The following is a 22,419-nucleotide window of genomic DNA, read 5'->3' on the forward strand; positions in this document are numbered from 1 at the left end:
TGATTTTTTGTGATAACTTGACTTTCAATAACATCATATAAAAATGTTAGGGAACAAACGCTGACATTTTCAAGTAACTTCTAGCGCTTGGCTTTCACAGAGCGATGTTCCTGAAGAAATTAGCGCCATTCACAAGCAGGAAGTCTCCTCACCCCTCTTATGATGAATTTAGAACAGTCAAGTGGTGGCACCATCCCCAACACCAAAGAGCCGAACTTCCTTTTATTACTTGCTAACACAAGCAATGGTATTACTCTGACCGAAACTTTACCGGTTATAGCCCCCCCTAGGGTCTGCTTTCTCTGGGCCTAATGCGATAGGGGTATCTTTGTTGTTATCTTTATTTAAGCACCTCAAGTGTTCGGCTATACCGATTCCACTAAATAAATTTCCCGCCATATTGTCAACGGACTCTTCAGATATTACCCTCAATTAAAATACAAAAAAATCGCTCAAAGGAAGGGCAGCTATCTATGCATTTATTCCGTAGACATCACCTGATTTCTGGCTTTTTACTTTGCAACCTCTTCATGAGCACAGGAGTATCTCAGGCACAACCGGCACATAATGAGGAACCTTTCACCTTTATAACCTGGAGTAATCAGACCGCGAAGGGCTACAAGGGCTCTTTTCAAGTGCCCGAAAACCGCAGTCTCCAGGAAAGTCGTCACCTTACAATTCACTATGTACGCTTTCCTGCAACCGGTAAAAAACCCGGTCCACCTATCGTCTATCTAGCTGGCGGACCCGGTGGGTCCGGTATTATGGCGATTAACTATCGCTTCGAGATGTTTATGGCTCTGCGAGAGTACGGCGATGTGATAGCCCTTGACCAGCGAGGCACCGGTCGCTCCAACGATCTACCTAACTGTGAATCCCACCAGATTATTCCACCACTGGAAAAAATCTCTGATACGCAGTACATCGAAAAACATCGCAAGGCCCTGCAGGAATGTCTTTCTTTTTGGAAAGAGGAAGGCGTGGATCTCGCAGGCTATAACACTCGGGAAAATGCCTGGGACTTAGAGGCCCTGCGACAACACCTCGATTCAGAAAAAATAGTACTCTGGGGCACTTCCTATGGGAGCCACCTGGCATTGGCCGCTCTGAGACAAATGGAAGGCGCTATCGACCGGATTATTCTATCCAGCGCAGAAGGCCTTGACCAAACCATTAAGTTACCAGCTCGTACTGAGTCTTACTTGGAACGCCTGCAACTAGCCGTAGATCAACAGCCTGCCGCCAAAGCTGCCTACCCGGATATCAAGGCACTGATAAAAAGAGTGCATAACAAGCTGGAACAAAATCCAATTAAAATTCAGATTCCTCAGCGAGAGGGGGGCAATCTGGATTACCTATTGCAACGCAGGGACATGCAGCAAATCGCTTCCGCTTTTATCGCTGACCCAAAGAGTGCAGCCCATTTATTGCACTTCTACCGCGCGATTGATTTGGGGCAGACGCCCGCTTTTGAGCAAGCGCCCAGACGCTACTTTCCCGCTGGATTCTTAAATCCAGGGTCCCCGATCACCCTAAGCGCCATGCCCACTGCAATGGATATTGCCTCAGGTATAAGCAAGCAACGTAAGTTAAAGGTGAAGGCCCAGGCTGAAAATGCCTTGCTGGGTAACTACCTCAACTTTTCCTACCATTACGATGGCTTAGCCGAGGAGCTGGATCTGGGTGATACCTTTCGCAGCAACCCCCGTAGTGATACCCCCGTTTTACTATTGAGCGGCACTCTAGACGGTAGAACTTACATAGAGAGCCAGCGCGAGGTGATCTCAGGGCTGAAAAATGCCACCCTGGTAACCGTCAATAATGCTGGCCACAATTTATTTATGGCCTCTCCCGAGATACAGAACACCATTAATCAGTTTATCGAGGAGCGCCCGCTAGAAAAAACCACCCTCACTTTGACTCTGCCAGATTTTTCACCAGAATAGTGCCCTCCCCCCCCACACAGTGGCAAGCCTGAACCACTTGCCACTAAGCCAACCACACAATTTCTCGTCTACGCCTCTTCCACACATTAGTCTTGCTATACATGAGTTTGGAGGCGGGGGATGACCAATATCACCGATGAAGTTCATCGCGGTGCCATTTGTGACCTGCGAGCACTACAACAGCCTGGTCTACAGACCTTCAAGCGATACATTCGCGGAAGCTTGCCGGGCCCGCCCTTTTGGCGGCTCACAGGTATGCAGCCAACGGAAGCAGGGCTGGGTAAAGCCACTTACTCTATGCCCATTACACCCTGGTTAGCAGATGGCACTGGGATTTACTGGGGTGGTATCTACGCGATGTTTGCCGACGCGCCCCTCGCCTCCGCAATTTGGACTACCCTTCCCGCCGGTAAGGTACTCAGTACTTCAGAATTGAATATGTGCTTTATTCGGCCCATTACTAGCAGCACACAAAATATCGTTGGCAGGGCTACCACCGTGCACTCAGGCAGTCAGGTTGGGCTCTCCAGTATTCAAATCAATGACCAGGATGGCAGAACCTTGGCCTATGGCAGCACACGCTGCCTAATTTCTGACTTTCCAGTCAACCCTGACCAGGAGTTACCTTTACCAGATCTAGGACCTACGGACCCTCCAGACCCCTACCTGCGACCACCACCAAAACCCTACTTTTGCGACATGCAGCATCTACCAGAACAAGTACCCATAGAGCTTCAGCGCACCACAATCGGGGAAGGCCGTATTCACCCCGTCTGGATGCTCACCGGTTACCGTGCGATCGAGATAGAAAATGGCCGCTGTATCTCGACGATGCCTTCCTCCCCATGGTTCTCCAACGGCACCCTGTCCATTTACGGAGGGCTATTGGCCTGGGCAGCAGACTTCACCATGGGCGGCGCGGTTTACTCCACCCTGCCGGCGGGATCAATTTTCGCCACCCTCGATATGCATATTCGCTTTGCCAGGCCAGCCAAGCTCAATAGCGGGGAGCTCATCCTCGAGGCCCAAGTACTCCACCGCGGCCGCCAGCTTCGCGTATCTTCGTGCAATATTGATACGCCCAGCGGTAAGCGTGTAGCGATTGCTACGGGTTCGGCACTGGTCATTCCCGGTGGCGCACAGATGCTGAGCGATGGCAAAGAGCCCGATGAGATTATTGCCACAGCCACCTCCGGCAGGCCCTGGACGCCCTAAATCAAATTCTGTGACAGCTCTGGGGTTATCTTCAGGTAAAATGCCCTTTATTAACTATTGGGGCATCTCCCTGATTACTATTTGACCATGCGGCCACTAAATAGACTGGCGGCACTTAATCCAACTTACTGTTGCAGGAAATACACCATGGCCTCACTGCAAGACCAACTGCTGCAAGCGGGACTCGTCGACAAAAAGAAAGCTAAAGAAATCGATAAGGAAAAACGTAAGCAGAAAAAAGTTGCAAAGAAATCGGCACAACCACAAGTTGATGAAACCAAGCTGGCCGCCCAACAGGCCCGCGCTGAGAAAACAGCTCGGGACCGCGCCCTGAATGCAGAGCGCGAAGCGGCAGCTCAGCAAAAGGCCATCGCCGCACAGATCAAACAGCTGGTGAGCAATAACCGACAGCCCTACTCCGGTGATACCGCTTACAACTTTACCTTCGATAAAAAGATCAAAACCCTCTATGTAAGCGAAAAACTGCGTGATCACTTGATAGCCGGTCGCCTGGTCATTGTCGCCCAGGGTGAGCGCTTTGAGCTGGTACCACGGGTGATCGCCGACAAAATTGCTGAGCGCAATGCCGATATCATCGTAAAACCCGCAGAGATTTCCGTCGCAGTGGATGAAGACGATCCCTACGCAGACTTCCAGATTCCCGATGATCTGATGTGGTAAACCGATTCATGGAACAAGAAGTTACACAGGCAGTGGAACAGTGGCTCACCGATGTAGTGGTGGGTTTAAACCTCTGCCCTTTTGCGCGCAAACCCCTGCGCGCAGGCCAGATCCGCTACAGGGTTAGTACCGCAAATGAGGATAAGACCCTGCTCGAGGATCTCCTCGCTGAATTTCAGTTACTCGATACCACCCCGGAAAACGAGCTACTGACTACCCTACTGATTATCCCCAAACATTTGCACGACTTTTCTGACTACAACCAGTTTCTGGACCAAGCTGAATGGATTATGGAACGCAACAGTTACATCGGCACCTACCAGCTAGCCAGCTTCCATCCACACTATCAGTTCGCAGGAACAACGCCGGAGGATGCAGAAAACCTGACCAATCGTGCGCCCTACCCAATCCTGCACCTTCTGCGGGAGGAAAACCTGGAAAATATGATTGGCCTCTACCCTGATCCAGAAACTATTCCAGAAAATAATATCCGCCGGGTTGAGTCCCTAAGCCAGGAGGAAAAACTGCAACTCTTTCCTTACCTTTTCCAGCAGCTAAAAAAATAATTGATGAAATCTCTCGAAGAGCTGCTACGCCTGAAAAAAAAGCTCCGTATTATTGGATTTGACGATGCCCCCTTTCAAAAAGAGCGAGGCTCGCCAGTAAAAATCAGCGGCATTGTCTGCACGGATACCCGTTTCGAAGGAATGCTGTGGGGTGAAATTCGAAAAGATGGTATGGAAGCCACGGGGGTTATTGCGCAATTAGTTCAAGGTAGCAAATTTTACCACCAAATAAATGTGGTGCTCACGGATGGTGTCGCCGTAGGAGGCTTCAATATTATTGACCTACCTAAACTGGCTGAAGCCTTACAGCGTCCTTGTATTGCTGTAATGCGCAAGCCACCGAATATGATCGCTATAGACAAAGCCCTACGGCACCTCCCCGATTACCAAATGCGCAGGGAAACCCTTTACAGAGCTGGTAAGATTTACACCCACAATGATTTTCACTTCCAGGTACACGGCTGCCCTCCAAAGATTGCCGCAGGGGTATTGGTGCAAGCTACCGATAACGGCAATGTTCCGGAAGCCCTACGCTTAGCCCATCTGATTGGCTCGGCAGTGATCACTGGGCAAAGTGGACGTCGCGCTTAAGCTAAAGCTGGACGGGCAGCTCAAGCCTTACCTAACGACTGACATAGCATGGAATCAATCTGAAGCTACCGCCTCTTGCAGAAAACTTCCACAGAGATCAGTATTGCCTCGCATCTTAAATCTTACCGGATTCAATCAGGTCCCTTGTAAATATGGCCCTCATTAAGAAAATTACAACTTAGCCATATTCCTGGGAATATTCAGTATACATGGATTTTACTTGGGACCGTGGTGAGGGATTTTTTGCTACTTTTCTGCTGGGCTGGAGTCCCTGGTTTAGTTTCTTTTCTCGAGGCCATTGTCTTTCTCTGCACTTCTAATAGTAACTGGGCGCAAAAGTATAGCGACAGGCTAGGTATATCAGCACTTGCTTTAATTTTGATTTTCTTCTTAGCGATCATCCCTATGATTGGTATATTGACTGCTATATCCATCCCCGCTCACACGATGATATTGAGTGGGCTCAGCAGGCAAGTTAAGCTCACGCACCTCCAAAGGACCTATTATTCTTGCGGTGGCAGATCCACTAATCACTGTTTTTCATCTACAGAATAATTACTCACTATATGAAAAGACATCCTGACATGTACTGCCTTCCGAAGCTATTAATACGCCAAATTCCTAAAGTTTAACCTGTATCAATAACTGATAGTGTCCCTAATGTACTAATCTCTAACCAGCAGAAAGCCTACTCATAAAGAGATTATTGATATGGTTCAATATTTCAACATCACATACTGCGTCGATCTCAATATCACCAAGAAAGTAAACTATACCTATATAGAAGAGAACCGACTCGAAGAAGGCTTTGTTGGATATAGATATCGAGTGGAATGCACATGTAAAGTAAAATATCAGGACCCGCCACTGGATATGTCTTTCTTAAAAGGCATATTCAAGGCTGAGATTCTGGATTTTTGTGATCATGCCACGATCATTGACTATCAGGACCCCTTCCTAAAACAAATCATCAATCCCACTGATTACACCGAAGTAATTGGTGAAGAACAGAAAAGAAAACAATTTCTTATAAAAAATTCAAAAATCGGTAAGTTGTGCATCACTCCTTTCAAACCTAGCTCAGAAAACCTTGCCAAAGCTTGGTACGAGAGCATTAATAATAAAATGACCAATATCAATCCGACCTTTGAAGTTAAATTTGAAAAGATAAAGGTTTGGGAGACTAATAATTGGTATACTGAATATCAACCGAATATATAGGAAAAGACAATACTTGTGACACTCCCAGAGCCAAGCCTCACTTGGTGCAAGCAACACGGCTTACGCCTATAAAGAAACTTAGTTTGAGAGTGGGGGCTATTTTTACCTCCATGTAGTAAAAAATACCCACCTCTATTTAGAATACAATGAAATCGGCTACTATAAAATAACCGCACTATCCCTGGTTGTATCCGTGAAAAGTGCAACTAAAGAAAAGTGACTAAATCCTTGGTCTGTAGATAGAAACTCCTTACACCAGAATCTGAGATTTTCAGAAAACTCGGCCAGAAAGTGTTGCTTTTCTTCTTCAGAGGAATATTGCGTGTCTAGCATCCTCTTCTCCAATTCCGCAAAGTGACAGCAAGTAACTGCCCTGGAATCCTTCTTCTTACAATCATCTGTGACCGATAAGGTTAGGGTCGCCTCTTGAGATTCCCAATGAATTAAGAAATAGCGGGAGCTGTCATTGACATTTTTATCTAGCAACGAGATGGCCAGATTCAGGCTCGCGGCAAGGTCCTGATAGATCGCATCATTCGTCAGTGCCGTGCTCTCCGCATAGTGTATCTCATGCTCACGGCCTTCTCCTGTAGTAGAACCAAACGGGGTTGACGATTGATTCAAGGTCCAAACTAAATCCATAACGCCTCCAGGCTGTTGATCGATCACTTCTCTGCGTTTGACTATTTTACGACTTTGGCGATCACTGCACATCCATTAATATGGCTTCAAAAGCTGTATAAATTATGCCCACCCACCCCAATAATGGCTTGGTCCAGATATCATTGAACGGTGGACATAATACCGACGAGGGCTAAAGTAACTCTCTGATTCAGCATTTTTTGACAATCGCAAGCTCACCAGACAAACAGCGGTTACTGAGCCGCGGGGCGCTGGGATACTCGCATAGTAATATCCGCATGAAATACCTCTTCCCCATTGGTATCGAAGGCACCCACCGGCATCACCACATCCCCCCCTTCAATGGATACAAAATCAGGATACTCACATACCGCGCGCAGATTGGTTTTTGCCATCTTCAGATACTTAACCTCCATACCCACTGGAATCCAGCGAAAGCGGCGATCCAGGGAGACATCCAGACAAACTCCGCCGGCAAGTTCAGCGGCATTACACATTGCAATCGCATGTACGGTGCCGATATGATTCGTTACGCTCCAGCGCTTTTTCAACAATACTTCCACACGCCCAGGGGACACTTCGGCAAAGCAGGGTTTGATAGACCTGAAATAGGGCGCCTTGAAAGCGACAACCTTAGAAACCGACCAGCGCCCCAATGCCGAGCCTCCGAATTTCTTCCAAAGTTGTAATACTGGACTTTTCGAGGGTTGATATTCCATCTCGTCTTACTACCTTAATAATGATCTGATAAGCGTCCGATCAGGACGACAGCTGTGGGCGCACTATACAACATCCAACACTCCAGCCAGATAATCAGACCTATCAGGTCAATTGACCCGAGTGACTACGAGTAACAAGGGGTAACTGATGAGCACTTAGGGCACTTTCAAGTCCAGGACCTGACCGAACAAAGCACATCTAAGATGTTGTCCTCAAACTAACTAGACGCCATAGTTAAGCGCATTTCTCAAATTCGATGGGGGTTTCATCACCATCATCTTATAGATTCGACCTGTGGTGTCGTAAGCGGTAGTGGTAGTGGTTCTCATATCTATTTATGAACCTTCTTTTCTCAGATATTAATTTTCGGTTAACCGTTCCCATTTTGACTAATAAACAAACACTCAATCGGTGCTTTCTCCCCAAAATTCCCTTTTCAACTCATTGAGCACGCCACCCAGTATTCTACTTCATTAGCCTTAGTAGTTATGGCTTCCATACTTACTGCCTCGGTCTGAGTGATAAATTATGCCTCTTTGTTGTGTACGTGGAACTATGACTATCATCAATGTACGACTCAGCAATACGGATTCCATCTAGCGATCTGAGTACCGGCCAGCAAACTGATGCGAATAGAGGTTGATTATCACCATTGATATAAACTACCCTACAAGCTCCAAATATACGTAATATCAGTTTCCCAAACTTGGTTATCAGTTGTTATAAAAAACTTCCGGTTTAAGGAATTTTCCATGACTGGTAACTGGCATTAACTGCCGATCATCAGTGTGAAACACGCATTGTTCCTTACTATCAAACCCAGATTTTTCGCTTGCTTACAGACTCGATAGCATCCAATTTTAAATCCTTCTTTGTTTAGCAACTTGATTAGCCGACGGTTTCTAAAGCTTTGCCAGGCTCTGGAAATAAGGCCGCCGAGCAGGCACAACTCCCATGTTTGGCTATCCAAAGACTTATCTCTACCGTGACGCAAACCATAGTAGTTACTCTTAATTTCTTGTATCATTCTGAAGGGAGCATTGAGAGGAAAGCAGTTTTTCTGAATGAAGAAAACTTTATTTCATTTATCTTGCACAAGAAAATACTGGTTTTTATTAGGTCTTCCCTCTCTATCCTCAGCTATTTGACTGTTCTTATAAGCCAAGCCAGCTCAGCGTATTTATCAAAATTGAATCAAATTCTACCTTCCCAGCCTCTGCTCTTTCTTCCAGCCACGCAGATTATTTACTTTGGCGCCAGCGGCCTCGACAGCCTGAGATATCGTAAACATCTCGCACACAACTAGCGACACGGCATCTATATTGAACTCGAGATAGAAGTGCCGACATTTATTTTATGTTGTCATACTTCGTCTGGGCTGGTAGGTTTATCAACTTGGCGAGGTCTCCAGAGGGTTTAGACCACTACAAATCAGTTCTTTTGATAATCACTTCATATTTTTATTTTAGAAAAAAATCAAATTTATCTGAAAACGATTCCCCTCCCCCCTCGACAAATAATATTCTTCAGAGCCGAATCCAAATAATGAGAAAACTCAAAAACCATATGAAAGCTCAAATATTTTTATTTATAATTCTGTCCATCGTCGGGGGCTATTTTTTAGCAGCATCAAAAAAACAGATCGACCAGGGATCCAAAAAGGATCTTTCTATACTTTTCATTGGCAATAGCTACACAAGACCGCTGCCAGAGGTGATTCAATCAATTGCTGAAAATAATAACTTGAAAATCACCTATCGATCCATAACTCCAGGAGGCTGGACCTTACACAAGCACTCAAAGTCTGAAGAGAGTCTAAAAGCTATTCATGAGAGAACATGGGATTATGTAGTACTTCAGGAGCAAAGCCAGCTACCGTCCTTCTCAGAAGAGCAAAGGCGTGAAGATATTTATCCCTATGCCATAAAACTTGTCAATGAAATCAGAGAGACAGGAGCTATTCCCCTCCTTTTTCTCACCTGGGGGCGAAAATATGGTGACATTCAAAATATTCCGGATGACACTCGTAGCAAAATGCAAGCTCGCCTGCTAGAGGGCTATCAAAATATAGCTCTGTCCACTTCTTCAGAAATCATACCAGTTGGTCTTGCTTGGGAGGAAATCACCTCCACAGATAAAGCTATTGATCTGTACGATCCTGACGGAAGCCACCCTAATCAGAATGGTGTATATCTATCTGCAGCAATCTTTGTTTCCCACCTGCTCAAATCACCACAGTTAAATGCCCCACCTATTGGAAATATACCTAAAGAAACAGCTGAATTTCTTGCACAACAAGCCAACACACTAAAATATAACCCATAATCTATTTTCGGATATGGGCTTAGAAAAAGCCCTCTGATTTTTATGAGATCTAACCCGACTTACATAAAAGACAGCTAGCATTAATCCAACGCGCTATTCCCATTAAATAAATAGATTAGTTTTATTGCAATATCATAGAAATAAAAACTGGGAAGCTAAAATTAATCAGCAAACATAGCCAATACAATCACTTGAAGCATGAAAAAAGACCACTTTTTTCGCATTATTAAGCATCTGGCAGGCACCAGCGATCAGGAGATTAACCCGATATCTTATGTTTAAATTACCCTTAACACTCATGCCACATCAAAAATCATACGCTGTAATTAAAGACTGATAATCTCTAGAGCAATACTGAATTCTCCTGTCAGTATGTACGATAACATTCGTAGGTTTCTTATGTCATCATAGAGCCATCTGAAGGACGTCACAGACTAATGTATCCGTCATCGTTTCCGACATCGCCCAACACATAACCAGTCGACTATAGAGGTCTATCATTACAGTCAGGTATAACCAGCCTTCTTCTGTCCGTCGTTAGTGGGTAGGATCAATTCCTCTGAGTAGTGTTTACGAATGGTTTTGGTTGATTTACTTCGGCTTGCCATTGGGTACCTCTTTAGCGGTGTTCATCCCTTAAGAGAGTGTCCGTCGTTGGTAGGTAGGATCAGCTGCTCCAGTGGCCCATCGTTAGTGATTGAACCCTGAACTGTTTTATCATAGCTCCCAAGTTATATAAGTCCGACAATTTTCTTTAGAGTTAAAATCTGGCACTTTTGCTTATCCATCAATTGCCTGTAGCTTCCTGCCGTCACTTAATCTCCTCTCAGAAAGGAAGCAGTAAATGCTACCTCCAACTGGCCGTTCTTTCCCATATGATCAATTGATACACTTCATTACTGAATACAGACTATATTTTGGCCTATAGTTTCGATTTCAGATGTGAAGCACCTATATTCATAAAAAACCAGGCAAGGCCATTTGCCTACTTTTAAAACAAGAGAGGGTTACTATGTCTATTGAGCGATTAAGGAATCCTGAGGAGCGCTTTTCTGTATTGCCAGGCTTTACCTATCAGCCCAATTATATCAATAGTCTGGATGGCTTCGATTCAATGCGCATGGCTTACATTGATGAGGGAGTTCCTGATGCAGAAACAACCTTCCTGTGTCTACACGGAGAGCCAAGCTGGAGCTATTTATACCGAAAAATGATTCCCGTTTTTACTGAAGCCGGTCACAGAGTTATTGCACCGGATCTCTTTGGCTTTGGCCGTTCGGACAAGCCAGTGGATGACAACGTCTACACCTTTGATTTTCACCGCAACAGCCTAATGCGTTTTATCGAATCCCTAGACCTTAAAAATATCACTTTGGTTTGCCAGGATTGGGGGGGGCTACTGGGCCTCACGCTTCCGATGGATATGCCTAAAAGGTTCACACGGCTGCTGGTAATGAATACCGCTATTGCCGCGGGAGATGGTGCTTCTGAGGGTTTCTATCACTGGCGTAACTTCTCTGTCGGAGTGCCAGAAATTCCAGTAGGCGGGTTGATTGCCAACGATGCCAGGTCTGAAGTCAACCTCTTCGATATAGTGGCTTATGATGCCCCTTATCCCGATAACCGCTATAAAGCCGGTGTTCGTCGCTTTCCCTCCATAGTGCCGGTTGATCCAGGTATGGAAGGTGCTGAACTGGGGTTAAGGGCTAGGGACTTTTGGTCCAAGACCTGGGATGGCGATAGTTTTATGGCAATTGGAATGAGAGATGCTGTACTCGGCGAAAAAGTGATGGAAGCTATGAGGAAGATCATCAAAAATTGCCCAGAGCCCCTTAAAATTGAAGAGGCCGGTCATTTTGTACAGGAATATGGTAGAGAGATTGCTGAAAAGGCCTTAGCCCACTTTCAACTACAAAGATAACCACCCGGCAGAACAGGATTATGAGCAGGGACTCCCAACCTCTTACTTATATATTTTGTCACTGAAAAAGGCTTTGGGGATAATCTTGCAAAGGACGAAAATTACTAACAGCTTGCTGAGCCTAAGATCTGGCACCTTAGCGATCGCGCTAATATTGCTGAATTATTCAGAGGTTACTTAGCTCTTAAACAGAAAAGTGGGTATTTTCAGTTACCCTCTGAATGAAAAATTTCGCAACCATCAGGCCACTAAAGTGGCCTGATGGTTGTTCACATAAATTAAACAAACCTATAATAAAAAAGATATATCCCGATCTTTTACCTTATCGTACGCTCAATACGAATCTAGAACGTCCTTATATTTCACTGCGAAAGAAAGAAATATAGCTTACCCTTGTCATAATGGAACGGCGTGAGGCGGAATTCCTCCCCCTAGCCAAGCTTAATTTTTGACCGTAAAACTAGTGGATTTTCCACTGTAGCTGGAAATTTTACCAGTCCAGCCACTTTTCCAGTTTCCTTTGTGTTTAATACGGTAGGTGCCCGCGGGAGTATCCTCACCGATCACCCACCGTCCCTCAGCAAACGAGCAAGCCAGGCAATCCACTGACGTATCCCGCGTCCAGATAAAGCGGGTATCCAGGTCATTATCCGTGAGATAAGTTTCCCAGTTACCATTCACCTTACGCTGTACTTCGATAAAGGTGTCCCCAGTTCTAAAATCATTGCGTGGATGACCGGAACGGAAGCTTGCAGACACCGTATCCCCGACAGAATAACTGTTGCCCACATCATTCCAAACCTGGCCGAAAGACTCCCACAGCCGCTTGTCATCGTAGACGACCCCAATCACAGGAATAACCTGATCATCGGATAAATCCGCCGGTGTGGGACCAGCATCCACAACCAGGTCATTGTTCATGGCATGAGCCATTTCAGTATAAATTTGCTGGTAAGCCGCTAGTGTGTTCGGGCCATAGATTGTGTGCCCGCCCTCATAATGCTGTCTATCAAATTCTTCGTGGGTGGTCACATAGCCGGTATAGGCATTCGCCAAGCCAGCAATGACCACCGTGGAAATACCGTGGTCTTGCATTACCGACCGCACCTGTGCTTCCAGTCGGCGTCCAGCCATGGTGGTCATTTCACTAGGCGCGGCAACCAAAGCAAAGGACCCGATGCGAAACAACTGGAATGGTAGGTAGGGCGTATACAATTCCTGCCCCAGAACTTTACGCTCAACAAAAGTAGGTTTGGGATATTGGCAGGGGTCATCCTGTGTATCCTCATAGACCGCGGCCGCAGAGAATGCATTCATAAGCCCGAAAAGTGGAAAGCCACCAATCACTGATTCAAACAGGCTTTCACTTCGATCCCAGTCTGTACCCTCATTTTCAACAGACATACCCTCAAAAATACCCTCTATCCCAGAAGGGCCATCCCAAGAAGAACCGGCGGTAAACGACCAACCGACCGCACCTTCACAAATATTCTGCTGGCCTACACCGGTATATTCCCCCGCTACGCTATAGCCGGGAAAATAAATATATTGATGCCGGTAATCGAGATCGGCTGACAACTTTGTGCCAGAAGCCCCGTAGAGAGACTTTGCCTTGCCGACTTGCTTTTCCGCCGCCAAGGTAAGGCTGCCATATTCGGAAGAACCACAGCCATCTCCTGGGCCACAAATATTGGGGGAAGCATCACCCAAATTGCTATTGGCAAAAGCGGCAACAAAATTCCCCGCTGTATCTACTTGGCTCGCTGCCCACTGCTCAAATAGATAGCTGGCAGCGCCTTTATGATCGCTACTCAGCTGACGCTGACTTGTGCCGAGTGAGACATTGTGTACCGCAAACCAATTAATAATACCCAACACATCATTATTTGAACTGACCAGCTTGAGCTGAGTCATCGTCTTATTGGTATCGTATTGGTAATCACCGGCATCCGGGTTTTGTACATAGGGCTCCGGATTGCGGTTAATACTGGTATCAAGCAGTGTACCCTGCTCCAGAAAAATATCGCCTTCGACTAGGCCGTTATTCGCCAAGACTATTGACTGATAAATCCCATCAATGATCGCATTATAGTTATCTTCCGCATAACCAAGTGCACTCATATTAAGCATGACATAATGGTCGTAGCCACCGGGCCCAACATGAGTGTGCGTAGCTGTCAGCATGACATTGCTATCGGTATAGCGACTGTCGCCATACTTACTTTTAAGCTTGGCCATCACCCCCTGCTTAACCCCCTGAGGAATGCCCTGTAAATCGGCGGAAACAAATACCAAACGCTGACTGTCCGCTGTGTTGGCAGTGACAAAGGCACGGGACCATAAGCGACTATGAATTCCTTTAGTGGTCTGGCTGGTCTCACCGTATCCAACCATACCCACATCCGCGGCCGGGCCAGTAATATCAAACTTGCCCGCCCCCAATAACCAGTCTGCACTCAAGGCGAAAGGCGCATATCCAAGCAGTATAAAAAATGCGGTATAACATCGGATTATTATTATCTTCATTTTTTCTCCATTTTTTTAAGTAAAGTGCCCATGACAGTAAATACTGGAAAGCCAGTCATATCCTCAAAAGTCACCTTCGTACTGCGCGGGGAAAGCTGGCTTGGCCAACAGATAGCCGCGAAGTGAAACACCCCAACAACACCACTTTTATCTCCCCCCAATCACTCCCAGCAACCTGTGGAGAATGGAAGGCAGGGTTATTACCCTTGAACACATCAAACGTTAATTATTTATGCTGGCACGAAAGTGCCAGCATACCTGATTATTTTCAGCGGGTATGTTTCAAAAAGCCCTGTGCCCGCCAAAGTTTGCAACAGCCAGTAAATGGCAGCGTTAAAACAATCCTATGCAGGCCCCTCAAAATGAAAATTATTTTTATTTGGTGAATTTCATGCAATGACTCTTCTCTTTAATCGGGTTTTATAAGATGACTCGAACCCCAAGAAAACTTGGCCTGGTTCACAGCCAGTCCGCGAAAGCGCGCAAGCAGGCCATCGAAAAACATGACTAAATATTCATTCCTTACTCACTATCCCGTGACCCTCCCCAAGCCCACTCAACGGGAATATTCGACTCTCTGGTCAAAAACTGGCACATCCTCTTGAGAGAAACTTTCCTGGCGCAGCGGGGCCTTAGAACACTGTACAAAATGAATAAATAGTGGTTTTTAGATGAGCAAACGATTCATCAGAGCGGGTATTTACTCCCTCAGCTTGCTTTTACTTGGCTCAGCACCCCTGGCGATGGCAGCCACAAACTGTGATGTCAGCATGGTTGTTCAGAGCGTATGGGATAAGGGTTATATGGCCTCAGTGGTGGTGCGTAACACCGGCAAAGAGCCCATTAATGGCTGGACCGTTAACTGGCAGTGGCCTGGGGACCAGGAGATTGGCCATACCTGGAACGCTAAAGTCACCCAAAGCGGCAACGCCGCAAGCGCAGAAGGCAACGGTGACTTTGCCAATATTCCGGCCGGTGAGGCCCGCGCCTTCGGATTCAACATTACCTATTCCGGCGGCATGCAGGTTCCAAGCGAACTCAATGCAAGCTGCAATATCCCACAATCGCCCTCGCCAACACCTAGCGAGCCACCAAAAGCCAATAGCCCCTTATCAGCACTGGACAGCTACAACTACATTCTGGGCACCCAGACTATTAGTCCCAAATACCACTTTACTGGCGAAGGCTCTCTGGTGGAGTCTGCCAAAGCGATACGCTCGATGGGCTCAAACCTCCTTAAGATCGCCCTTTCCACGGGGTTATATGATGAATTGAAGGGCGCAGGACTGGACTACCAATTCAAGCGGATGCTGGAAGAAGTCCCAGCTTACCGTGAAGTCTTGGAGATGGATTTTTCTCACTATATGTTCTGGGTTGAGGACTCTGGTTCCTGGATGGACAATAAAGGAATGTCACAAGAGGAAATTGTATGGCAGTACGATAAGATTTATGCGATGGCAGAATATCTGTTAACCCAATATAACGGCTCCGGTAAAACTTTTATGATCGGCCACTGGGAGGGAGACTGGAACCTTGTGCAAAAAGCCGATGGGACACGGGATGATAATCAGGAAAAACTCGATCCCTTGCGTATCCAGGGACTAATCGACTGGCTCAATATTCGCCAAAAGGCCATCGATGATGCAAAAGCCAATATCCCCCACGCCAATATCCACTTGTATCACTATGTCGAAGTGAACCGGGTAGAGTCGGCGATGCAGGGTAAAGAGCGCATCACCAATGCTGTACTCCCGCATACTAATGTCGACCTGGTTTCCTATTCCGCCTACGACTTGACCACCCAGGAAAAACATTCAGATTTTGCCACCCTACACACAGAGTTAACCAAAGCATTAGATTTTATTGACGAAAAGCTTCCGCCTAAACCTGGGCTCCCCTTTGAAAAGCGCGTATTTATTGGCGAATACGGCTACGGCGAATCCTGGTTTAAAGACTGGGGGACCCGCTCGGGTGAAGCCCAGGACATGCTTTCACGCAATGTCATTAAAACCGCACTAGAGTGGGGAGCACCCTTTATTCTTTACTGGCAAATGTATGGCAATGAGTACGATAGCTGGATTAACGAATTTGTCGGTTATTGGCTGATCGACAACGAGGGAAATAAAAAAGAGATTTATCACACCCACGAAAACTTCTTCAAAGATGCCAAGAGTTATCTCAGCGACTATCAAGCCAAACAGGGTACCCTACCCTCCGAATCGGAATTTCGCGCTTATGCCCTGAAATGGTTTGAATCTTCAACAGGCAGCACTCCCGACACTAACCCGCCGACAAACCCTACCGTGCCTACACCGGTACCTCCCACAACGGATCCGATTGCTGATTCAAAGCCCACGCCGGTAACACCGATCCCTCAACCTCAAGCCACAGAAAAATGTACGGCTGAGTACACCATTCAAAATGACTGGGGCAGTGGATTTATGGCTAACGTTGTGATTCGCAATACTGGTGACCAGCCCTTAGAGGCTTGGCAGGTTCAATGGCAGTGGCCCGGTGATCAAAAAGTAACGCATTCTTGGAATGCGGAGGTCATCGATCATGCAGGCTCTGTAACCGCCAGCGCCCAGGACACTATCCCACCGGGAGAGGCACGAGCTTTTGGATTCAACGGAGAATACCGCGGAGTCAATGCTAAACCTGACATTAACACCGCTTGCCAGACCAGTGGCACACCCCAAACCAGTACACCCGACACGAATACTCCGCCAACAGCCGGAACCCAGCCCAACAATCCAGGTAATCCAACCCAAGGCGGGGCTGATAAAATCAAGCTTTGGTTTATCGGCGACTCCATCACCTACGGTATGACAACCCTGCCCTATAACTCTATGGGCTTCCGCTCTCAAATCTGGCAACAAATTCGCAAGGCTGCAGATGGGCAGTCTAGTTTCCCATTGAGCAGTAGCGATACCAATCGGGTGATGACCATTAGCTATAACGGCCAGCCCATAGAAAGCATTGGTACGATCAGTGGACCTACCGAACCCAATGGTGTAGAAAAAAAGACCGAAAATTACTGGCATTCCGGTATCCCAGGGGCCACGACAAGTGATATGCAGTGCTTCCTCAACCCTACCAGGCACCGGGTGCCAACGGGTTACAGTTTTACCAACTGCACAGAGTCCATTGCCAACTTTAATTCAGTTGTTACCGAATTGTGCCGCGAGAATGGCAATAGTTCCGGATGGCTAGGTAACCAAGCCTGCCAATTAAACCAAAACCTGTCAGCTTCTGATGCCATTATTGTGCCCATTCAATTGGGGACGAACGATATCACCTTCCTCAATATGAACGTCGCGACCCAGTGTAACGCAATACCAGAAGGCGAAAGTGCAACGGCCAAACGGCTTGATGAAGTAGTCGCCAGTATTGTGTCCACCGAAGATATACGGGACAACACGACCTTGGTGGGTAAGATATACAACCATCTCAATGCACAGGGAATACCTGATAGCAATATCGCCTTTATGATCTCCACCATACCTCGCAGGACCAACCTGGATGGCCAGGATCCCTCCAATCACTGTACCGACTATTACAATGCAAAAATTAAAAATACTCTTACCAGAATAGGGGCCAGCGAGAGGATTTTTCTTACCGATCAGGGCAATATTGTACCCACTGGTGACGCTGTGCACCCGACAACACTCGGACATAGGATAATGGCCTGTAACCTGCTCTATGGTTACAACTATGGACATTCTGAAAGCTTTAACTGCCCAGTTCCCGCTTCCCCCCCTAATACAGGATTACTTCGGGCGCTTGCTGCAGTTTCAGCACATTAATACCAACACTCAAATGGTGATTCTAGCCTAGAAGCAAACTCAAATTACTGAGGACAATCCTTTGCGTCTATAAAGGCTCCATGAATTGGAGCAGTATCATAGATAATGTTCACAGACGAAAAACCACTAAGATCATCAGTTAAATCAAAAAGGTCCACTACATCAATTGTGGCCGGACCTTTATCCTCTACTGATCGGGTATAGCTCAGATAAATCGCAACTTGATTCGTACTCACCACACCCAAAAGAATATTCTTGAGAACTATCGTGCGGTTGCTGATTGACCGAAAGACATAGGAATAAAAGTGTTGTGGTCAACCTTAACCGGACATCTCTCTAAGCACATTTTTCAAACTCGATGGGAGCTATATTCCCCAGAGTTGTATGGATTCGGCGTGAGTTATAGTAAGAGATATATTTTCTCACACCTGTTATTTCATTCTTCCTTGTCGAGTAGAGATTTCAAGTTAACCACTTCCGCTTCAAGCTGCTAAAGAAACGTTCAGTCGGTACGTTGTCCCAACAATTTTCCTTACCGCTCATTGAGCACACCATTACATGCTGCTGTAATAACGCTTGGTAGGTATGACTGGCATACTGACTACCTCGATCAAAGTGATGCAGAGGACCTTTTAGGGCGTGCGTAAATTAACAGCCATCATCAACGTACGACTTACTAAAGCTGTTTTCAGCTGACGATTTAGATGCCAACCAAAAATCTGGCGCGAATAGAGATCAACCACTACCGCCAAGTACAACCAACCCTGCAAAGTCCAAATATACGTAATATCAGTAGTCTAAACTAGATTTTTAGCACCTGGTGAAAATTCCCTATTCAAAAGGTTCTCTGCGACCGCTAGTTGATGTTTACTGTCTGTTGTTAGTCTAAATCGTTTCTTGCGCTTTACTGCCAAGCCTAGATTTTTAATTAGCTTGCGGACTCGACAGCGCCCGAATTAAAGGCCTTCTTTGCGTAATAATTTCATTAATCGACAGATTCCGAAACTCTTCCAATAAGGCCTTCAAACGATGGCTTAGTTGCCATCGTTTGGCTATCTATTGAGCTATCCCTACGGCAACACCAATCGTAATAGCTACTCTTATTTGCCTGCATTACCCGGCAGAGCACCCTAACTGGAAAGCTGCCTTTCTGCTTCTTGATAAATCTGTACTTTATTTCATTTATTTCGCAAAGAAGGCGCTGGCCTTTTTTAGGATTTCCCTCTCCATACGCAACGGCTTGTTTTTGCGTCGCAATCGATCCAGTTCAGCGCGCTCGTTGATATCCAGCCTTACTCCACCCTCTTCCAGTTTCAGCTCTTTTATCCAGTGTCGCAGTTTATTGGCAGTGGTTCCTACTGATCCTACCCACAAAAGACGGACACTCTCTTAAGCGATAAACTACGCAGCAGAGGTGCCCTATGACACGATCAAGTAAATCAACCAAAACCACTCGTAAACAATACTCAGAGGAATATAGAAAAGATGCCCTAGCACTGGCGGTCAAAGTTGGGGTAAGCGTTGCCGCTAAACAGCTTGGGTTACATCCTTCCCAGATTTACGGATGGCGAAGCAAGGCTAAGTTACATCAGAGCCGAGGGGATGCCGAGAGAGAGCTGGCCACAGAGAATGCTCGCCTTAAGCGGCAGCTGGCTGAGCAGGCAGAGGAGCTGGCGATCTTAAAAAAGGCCGCAGCGTACTTTGCAAAGAGCCTGAAATGAGGTACGCCTTCATGCAAAAGCACAGGCATGAGTTCAGCATCAAAGTGATGGCCAAGGTGTTGAGCGTATCTCGCAGTGGGTTTTACGACTGGGTGTCAAGATCGGCCGATCAATCCAAGCGCCAGCAGTACCGAATGCAGCCTGATGGTTTGGTACAGCAGCGCTTTATAGCCAGTAATGAACGTAGTGGCGCCCCCCGCCTGACGAGGGAGTTGGCCAGTGAGGCAGGGCTGTCCCATATAAATCATCCTAAATCGTTGCTGTAATTATCCTGTCCAAAGTCTCGCTATCCCATCCGGCCTTTTTCCGAAGCCTTTTAATGCTCATATCTTTTTTAAAAGCGGGCTTTGCCGCTTGCAACTGATTTAGTGCAGAGTGCCTCAAAATCGCCATATTTTCAGGTGCGTTACCCGATCTAAAGCGACTATAATCCTCACAAAAAACCACATCTAAAATCCAGTGCAGCGAGTTTTCAGCCCCCCATTGAGATCGAATAATATAATTCAGTTCTGCTGAGTGTGCTTCTAAACTACTTATATAATGGCGTGTTTCGCAGCTGGAGCACTCCGCTGCAGAACGCTTCGCTTGGACTGCGATAACGCTTTTCAGGCCGTGCCATTGCTCTTTACCTTCTAGCCATCCAATACTGCTAGTAGAGAGGCATTTACGGGATTCTTTCGCCCTCGGTTCACCTCTACAACACAATCGGTGTTGACATGCTTGTGATGCTGCATATCGAATATATTATTAAAATGTGCACAAATTTGTCGGTATAGTTTTTCCTGGTTAACCTTCACAGCGATTACGCAGTCACCGCCACGCTCTATAATCTTCTGGATGATAGATTTCTGGCAACCCATAGCATCAATCGCAATAATTGTAGTGGTCTAATACTTCCGGACACTTCGCTAAGATTGTAAAACTGCCAAGCGAGGTGAAGTATGACAACAAAAGTTACACGCCGGAAATTCAAGCCGGAGTTCAAAAAAGACGCCGTAGCCCTAGTCTCTGAGCAAGGGTATTCGATTTCCAAGGCTGCAGAGGCTGCAGGAACCACTGCCAACAACCTGCGACGCTGGATAAAGGAGCTGAAGCAGGAAGAGAGCGGTGTAAGGCTTGATGCCGGCGAGCGCGCTGAATTGGATCGGTTACGACACGAAAACAAGCAGTTGCGGATGGAGAAAGAAATCCTAAAAAAGGCCAGTGCCTTCTTTGCGAAAGAAATGAAGTAAAGTACAACTTTATCAAAGAACAGCAAGGCAGCTTTCCAGTTAGGACGTTCTGCCGAGTGATGCGGGTAAATAAGAGTAGCTATTACGAGTGGTGTCAGCGCAGTGATAGCTCAATAGATAGCCAGACATGGAAACTATGCCATCGTTTGAAAGCCTTATTTTCTGAATCTCGACAGAGCCTCGGAAGCCGCCGGTTAATGAAACTGGAAACATACTGGACAGCCATCAAACATAAAGTATAAACCGCCAACACCATTGACAAAAGAGCGCAAACCCACAAAACACTGGATATTCATACATATCAATGCGCCTACAATCAATGACTCTACCGCGAAGTACCCAGATATCTCTTGACGCAACACCTTATTACCACTGCGTATCCCGCTGTGTACGGCGAGCATTCCTTTGTGGTCGGGATAGTGTATCCGCGAAAGATTATGAGCATCGGCGTGAGTGGATTGAAAATCGTATGCATGATTTGTCTGAGGTTTTTGCCCTGGATCTTGCCGCCTATGCAGTAATGAGCAATCACTACCATGTGGTACTCTACATTGACAAAAAATCTGCTGATAAGTGGTCTCTTTTCGAGGTGATTGATCGCTGGCAAAAAATATTCAGAGCCTCTAATTTGGCCCAGCGCTATCTAAACGGCGATACTCTTGATCCCTGCGAGTTTAAGGCACTAGAAGGTGTCGCTTCGATATGGCGAGAACGCTTAACGGATATCAGCTGGTTTATGCGCTGTTTAAATGAGTCTATCGCTCGCCAAGCTAACGCTGAAGACAAGTGCACAGGTCGCTTCTGGGAAGGACGCTTTAAATCCCAAGCTTTATTGGATGAAAAGGCCCTTGCCGCCTGTATGGCCTATGTCGACCTCAACCCCATCCGCGCCAATATGGCAAAAACCCCAGAAGATTCTGATCACACCTCCATTCGGCAGCGTATTCGCGCAGCAATCTCAGGCGAGCAGCCCAAAAGTTTGTTGCCGTTTGTGGGTGGCGAACGTCTAAATATGCCAAAGGGTTTACCCTTTCAGTTAGATCACTATTTGGAGTTAGTGGACTGGAGTGGCCGACATCTAGCCCCTAGAAAGCGCGGAGCCATTGCCGAAAATACTCCTCCCATACTTAAACGGCTGGGTATTTCACCTAAACACTGGCTCTATCTCAACCACAACTTTGAAAGTCGCTTTAAAGGTTTGGTAGGATCTGCTGAGGCCGTACGACACGCTTGCAGGCAACTCGATAAACGTTGGGTACATGGCATAAGCGACTGTCGACGCTACTTTTCTGCAACACCCTGCTAA

19 protein-coding genes and 2 pseudogenes are annotated in these 22,419 nt (G+C 46.5%); 13 read left to right on the top strand and 8 right to left on the bottom strand.

The window, feature by feature from the left end:
* Nucleotides 1–530: 530 nt before the first annotated feature.
* From Q1A69_RS10835 to Q1A69_RS10860, 6 genes are all read left to right on the top strand, one after another.
* Nucleotides 531–1,946, top strand: a complete 1,416-nt coding sequence (locus Q1A69_RS10835) for an alpha/beta hydrolase (RefSeq protein ID WP_299585082.1) — start codon at nucleotides 531–533, stop codon at nucleotides 1,944–1,946.
* A gap of 120 nt (nucleotides 1,947–2,066) precedes the next feature.
* Nucleotides 2,067–3,161, top strand: coding sequence for a PaaI family thioesterase (locus Q1A69_RS10840; RefSeq protein WP_299585084.1), 1,095 nt, complete (start codon nucleotides 2,067–2,069; stop codon nucleotides 3,159–3,161).
* Between the two features lie 147 nt (nucleotides 3,162–3,308).
* Nucleotides 3,309–3,842, top strand: coding sequence for a DUF2058 domain-containing protein (locus Q1A69_RS10845; protein WP_299585086.1), 534 nt, complete (start codon nucleotides 3,309–3,311; stop codon nucleotides 3,840–3,842).
* Nucleotides 3,843–3,850: 8 nt separating this feature from the next.
* Nucleotides 3,851–4,408 carry a DUF1415 domain-containing protein gene (locus Q1A69_RS10850; RefSeq protein ID WP_299585088.1) on the top strand — a complete coding sequence of 186 codons (558 nt, stop codon included), beginning with the start codon at nucleotides 3,851–3,853 and terminating at the stop codon, nucleotides 4,406–4,408.
* Nucleotides 4,409–4,411: 3 nt separating this feature from the next.
* Nucleotides 4,412–4,999: a DUF99 family protein gene (locus Q1A69_RS10855; RefSeq protein ID WP_299585090.1), complete on the top strand. Its 588-nt coding sequence runs from the start codon at nucleotides 4,412–4,414 to the stop codon at nucleotides 4,997–4,999.
* 711 nt (nucleotides 5,000–5,710) lie between these two features.
* The gene (locus Q1A69_RS10860) at nucleotides 5,711–6,220 is read left to right on the top strand and encodes a 6-carboxytetrahydropterin synthase (protein ID WP_299585092.1); all 510 of its coding nucleotides are present in this window, start codon (nucleotides 5,711–5,713) and stop codon (nucleotides 6,218–6,220) included.
* A 159-nt stretch (nucleotides 6,221–6,379) separates the two neighbouring features.
* Here Q1A69_RS10860 and Q1A69_RS10865 read toward each other — a convergent pair whose 3' ends face one another.
* Complete coding sequence (locus Q1A69_RS10865; RefSeq protein ID WP_299585095.1) at nucleotides 6,380–6,862, bottom strand: hypothetical protein; 483 nt, start codon at nucleotides 6,860–6,862, stop codon at nucleotides 6,380–6,382.
* 233 nt (nucleotides 6,863–7,095) lie between these two features.
* Nucleotides 7,096–7,581, bottom strand: a complete 486-nt coding sequence (locus Q1A69_RS10870) for a hotdog fold domain-containing protein (RefSeq protein WP_299585097.1) — start codon at nucleotides 7,579–7,581, stop codon at nucleotides 7,096–7,098.
* A 1,546-nt stretch (nucleotides 7,582–9,127) separates the two neighbouring features.
* Between Q1A69_RS10870 and Q1A69_RS10875 the strand changes: the two genes are divergently transcribed.
* Nucleotides 9,128–9,907: a hypothetical protein gene (locus tag Q1A69_RS10875; RefSeq protein ID WP_299585099.1), complete on the top strand. Its 780-nt coding sequence runs from the start codon at nucleotides 9,128–9,130 to the stop codon at nucleotides 9,905–9,907.
* 309 nt (nucleotides 9,908–10,216) lie between these two features.
* Here Q1A69_RS10875 and Q1A69_RS10880 read toward each other — a convergent pair.
* Nucleotides 10,217–10,438, bottom strand: a pseudogene (locus Q1A69_RS10880) (DDE-type integrase/transposase/recombinase); the annotation flags it as partial.
* A gap of 481 nt (nucleotides 10,439–10,919) precedes the next feature.
* Here Q1A69_RS10880 and Q1A69_RS10885 point away from each other — a divergent pair.
* A complete protein-coding gene (locus Q1A69_RS10885; protein WP_299585101.1) occupies nucleotides 10,920–11,828 on the top strand; it encodes a haloalkane dehalogenase in 909 nt (302 codons plus the stop codon).
* Between the two features lie 441 nt (nucleotides 11,829–12,269).
* Here Q1A69_RS10885 and Q1A69_RS10890 read toward each other — a convergent pair whose 3' ends face one another.
* On the bottom strand, nucleotides 12,270–14,354 hold the full coding sequence (locus tag Q1A69_RS10890) for a neutral/alkaline non-lysosomal ceramidase N-terminal domain-containing protein (RefSeq protein WP_299585103.1): 2,085 nt from the start codon (nucleotides 14,352–14,354) through the stop codon (nucleotides 12,270–12,272).
* A 671-nt stretch (nucleotides 14,355–15,025) separates the two neighbouring features.
* Here Q1A69_RS10890 and Q1A69_RS10895 point away from each other — a divergent pair.
* Nucleotides 15,026–18,160, top strand: coding sequence for a cellulose binding domain-containing protein (locus Q1A69_RS10895; RefSeq protein WP_299585105.1), 3,135 nt, complete (start codon nucleotides 15,026–15,028; stop codon nucleotides 18,158–18,160).
* Nucleotides 18,161–18,496: 336 nt separating this feature from the next.
* Here Q1A69_RS10895 and Q1A69_RS20370 read toward each other — a convergent pair.
* The 3 genes and pseudogenes from Q1A69_RS20370 to Q1A69_RS10900 all read right to left on the bottom strand — a co-directional run.
* A pseudogene (locus tag Q1A69_RS20370) lies at nucleotides 18,497–18,601 on the bottom strand (IS3 family transposase); the annotation flags it as partial.
* A 191-nt stretch (nucleotides 18,602–18,792) separates the two neighbouring features.
* A complete protein-coding gene (locus Q1A69_RS20375; protein ID WP_366525574.1) occupies nucleotides 18,793–18,948 on the bottom strand; it encodes a DDE-type integrase/transposase/recombinase in 156 nt (51 codons plus the stop codon).
* Between the two features lie 394 nt (nucleotides 18,949–19,342).
* Nucleotides 19,343–19,534 carry a hypothetical protein gene (locus tag Q1A69_RS10900; RefSeq protein WP_299585107.1) on the bottom strand — a complete coding sequence of 64 codons (192 nt, stop codon included), beginning with the start codon at nucleotides 19,532–19,534 and terminating at the stop codon, nucleotides 19,343–19,345.
* A gap of 47 nt (nucleotides 19,535–19,581) precedes the next feature.
* Here Q1A69_RS10900 and Q1A69_RS10905 point away from each other — a divergent pair, with 47 nt between their 5' ends.
* A complete protein-coding gene (locus Q1A69_RS10905; RefSeq protein WP_299585108.1) occupies nucleotides 19,582–19,881 on the top strand; it encodes a transposase in 300 nt (99 codons plus the stop codon).
* A complete protein-coding gene (locus tag Q1A69_RS10910) occupies nucleotides 19,878–20,147 on the top strand; it encodes a hypothetical protein (protein ID WP_299585110.1) in 270 nt (89 codons plus the stop codon). Before Q1A69_RS10905 ends, Q1A69_RS10910 begins: the two co-directional genes overlap by 4 nt.
* Here Q1A69_RS10910 and Q1A69_RS20380 read toward each other — a convergent pair.
* Nucleotides 20,131–20,586 carry an ISAs1 family transposase gene (locus tag Q1A69_RS20380; RefSeq protein WP_366525573.1) on the bottom strand — a complete coding sequence of 152 codons (456 nt, stop codon included), beginning with the start codon at nucleotides 20,584–20,586 and terminating at the stop codon, nucleotides 20,131–20,133. The two genes, Q1A69_RS10910 and Q1A69_RS20380, sit on opposite strands and share 17 nt — an antisense overlap.
* Before the next feature lie 236 nt (nucleotides 20,587–20,822).
* Here Q1A69_RS20380 and Q1A69_RS10915 point away from each other — a divergent pair, with 236 nt between their 5' ends.
* Entirely contained in the window at nucleotides 20,823–21,113 is a 291-nt protein-coding gene (locus tag Q1A69_RS10915; protein WP_299585112.1) for a transposase, read from the top strand.
* Between the two features lie 469 nt (nucleotides 21,114–21,582).
* On the top strand, nucleotides 21,583–22,419 hold the full coding sequence (locus Q1A69_RS10920; protein WP_299585114.1) for a transposase: 837 nt from the start codon (nucleotides 21,583–21,585) through the stop codon (nucleotides 22,417–22,419).

Origin of the sequence: uncultured Microbulbifer sp. (assembly GCF_947498635.1) — a bacterium.
In the GTDB taxonomy this organism is placed as follows: Bacteria; Pseudomonadota; Gammaproteobacteria; order Pseudomonadales; family Cellvibrionaceae; genus Microbulbifer; species Microbulbifer echini.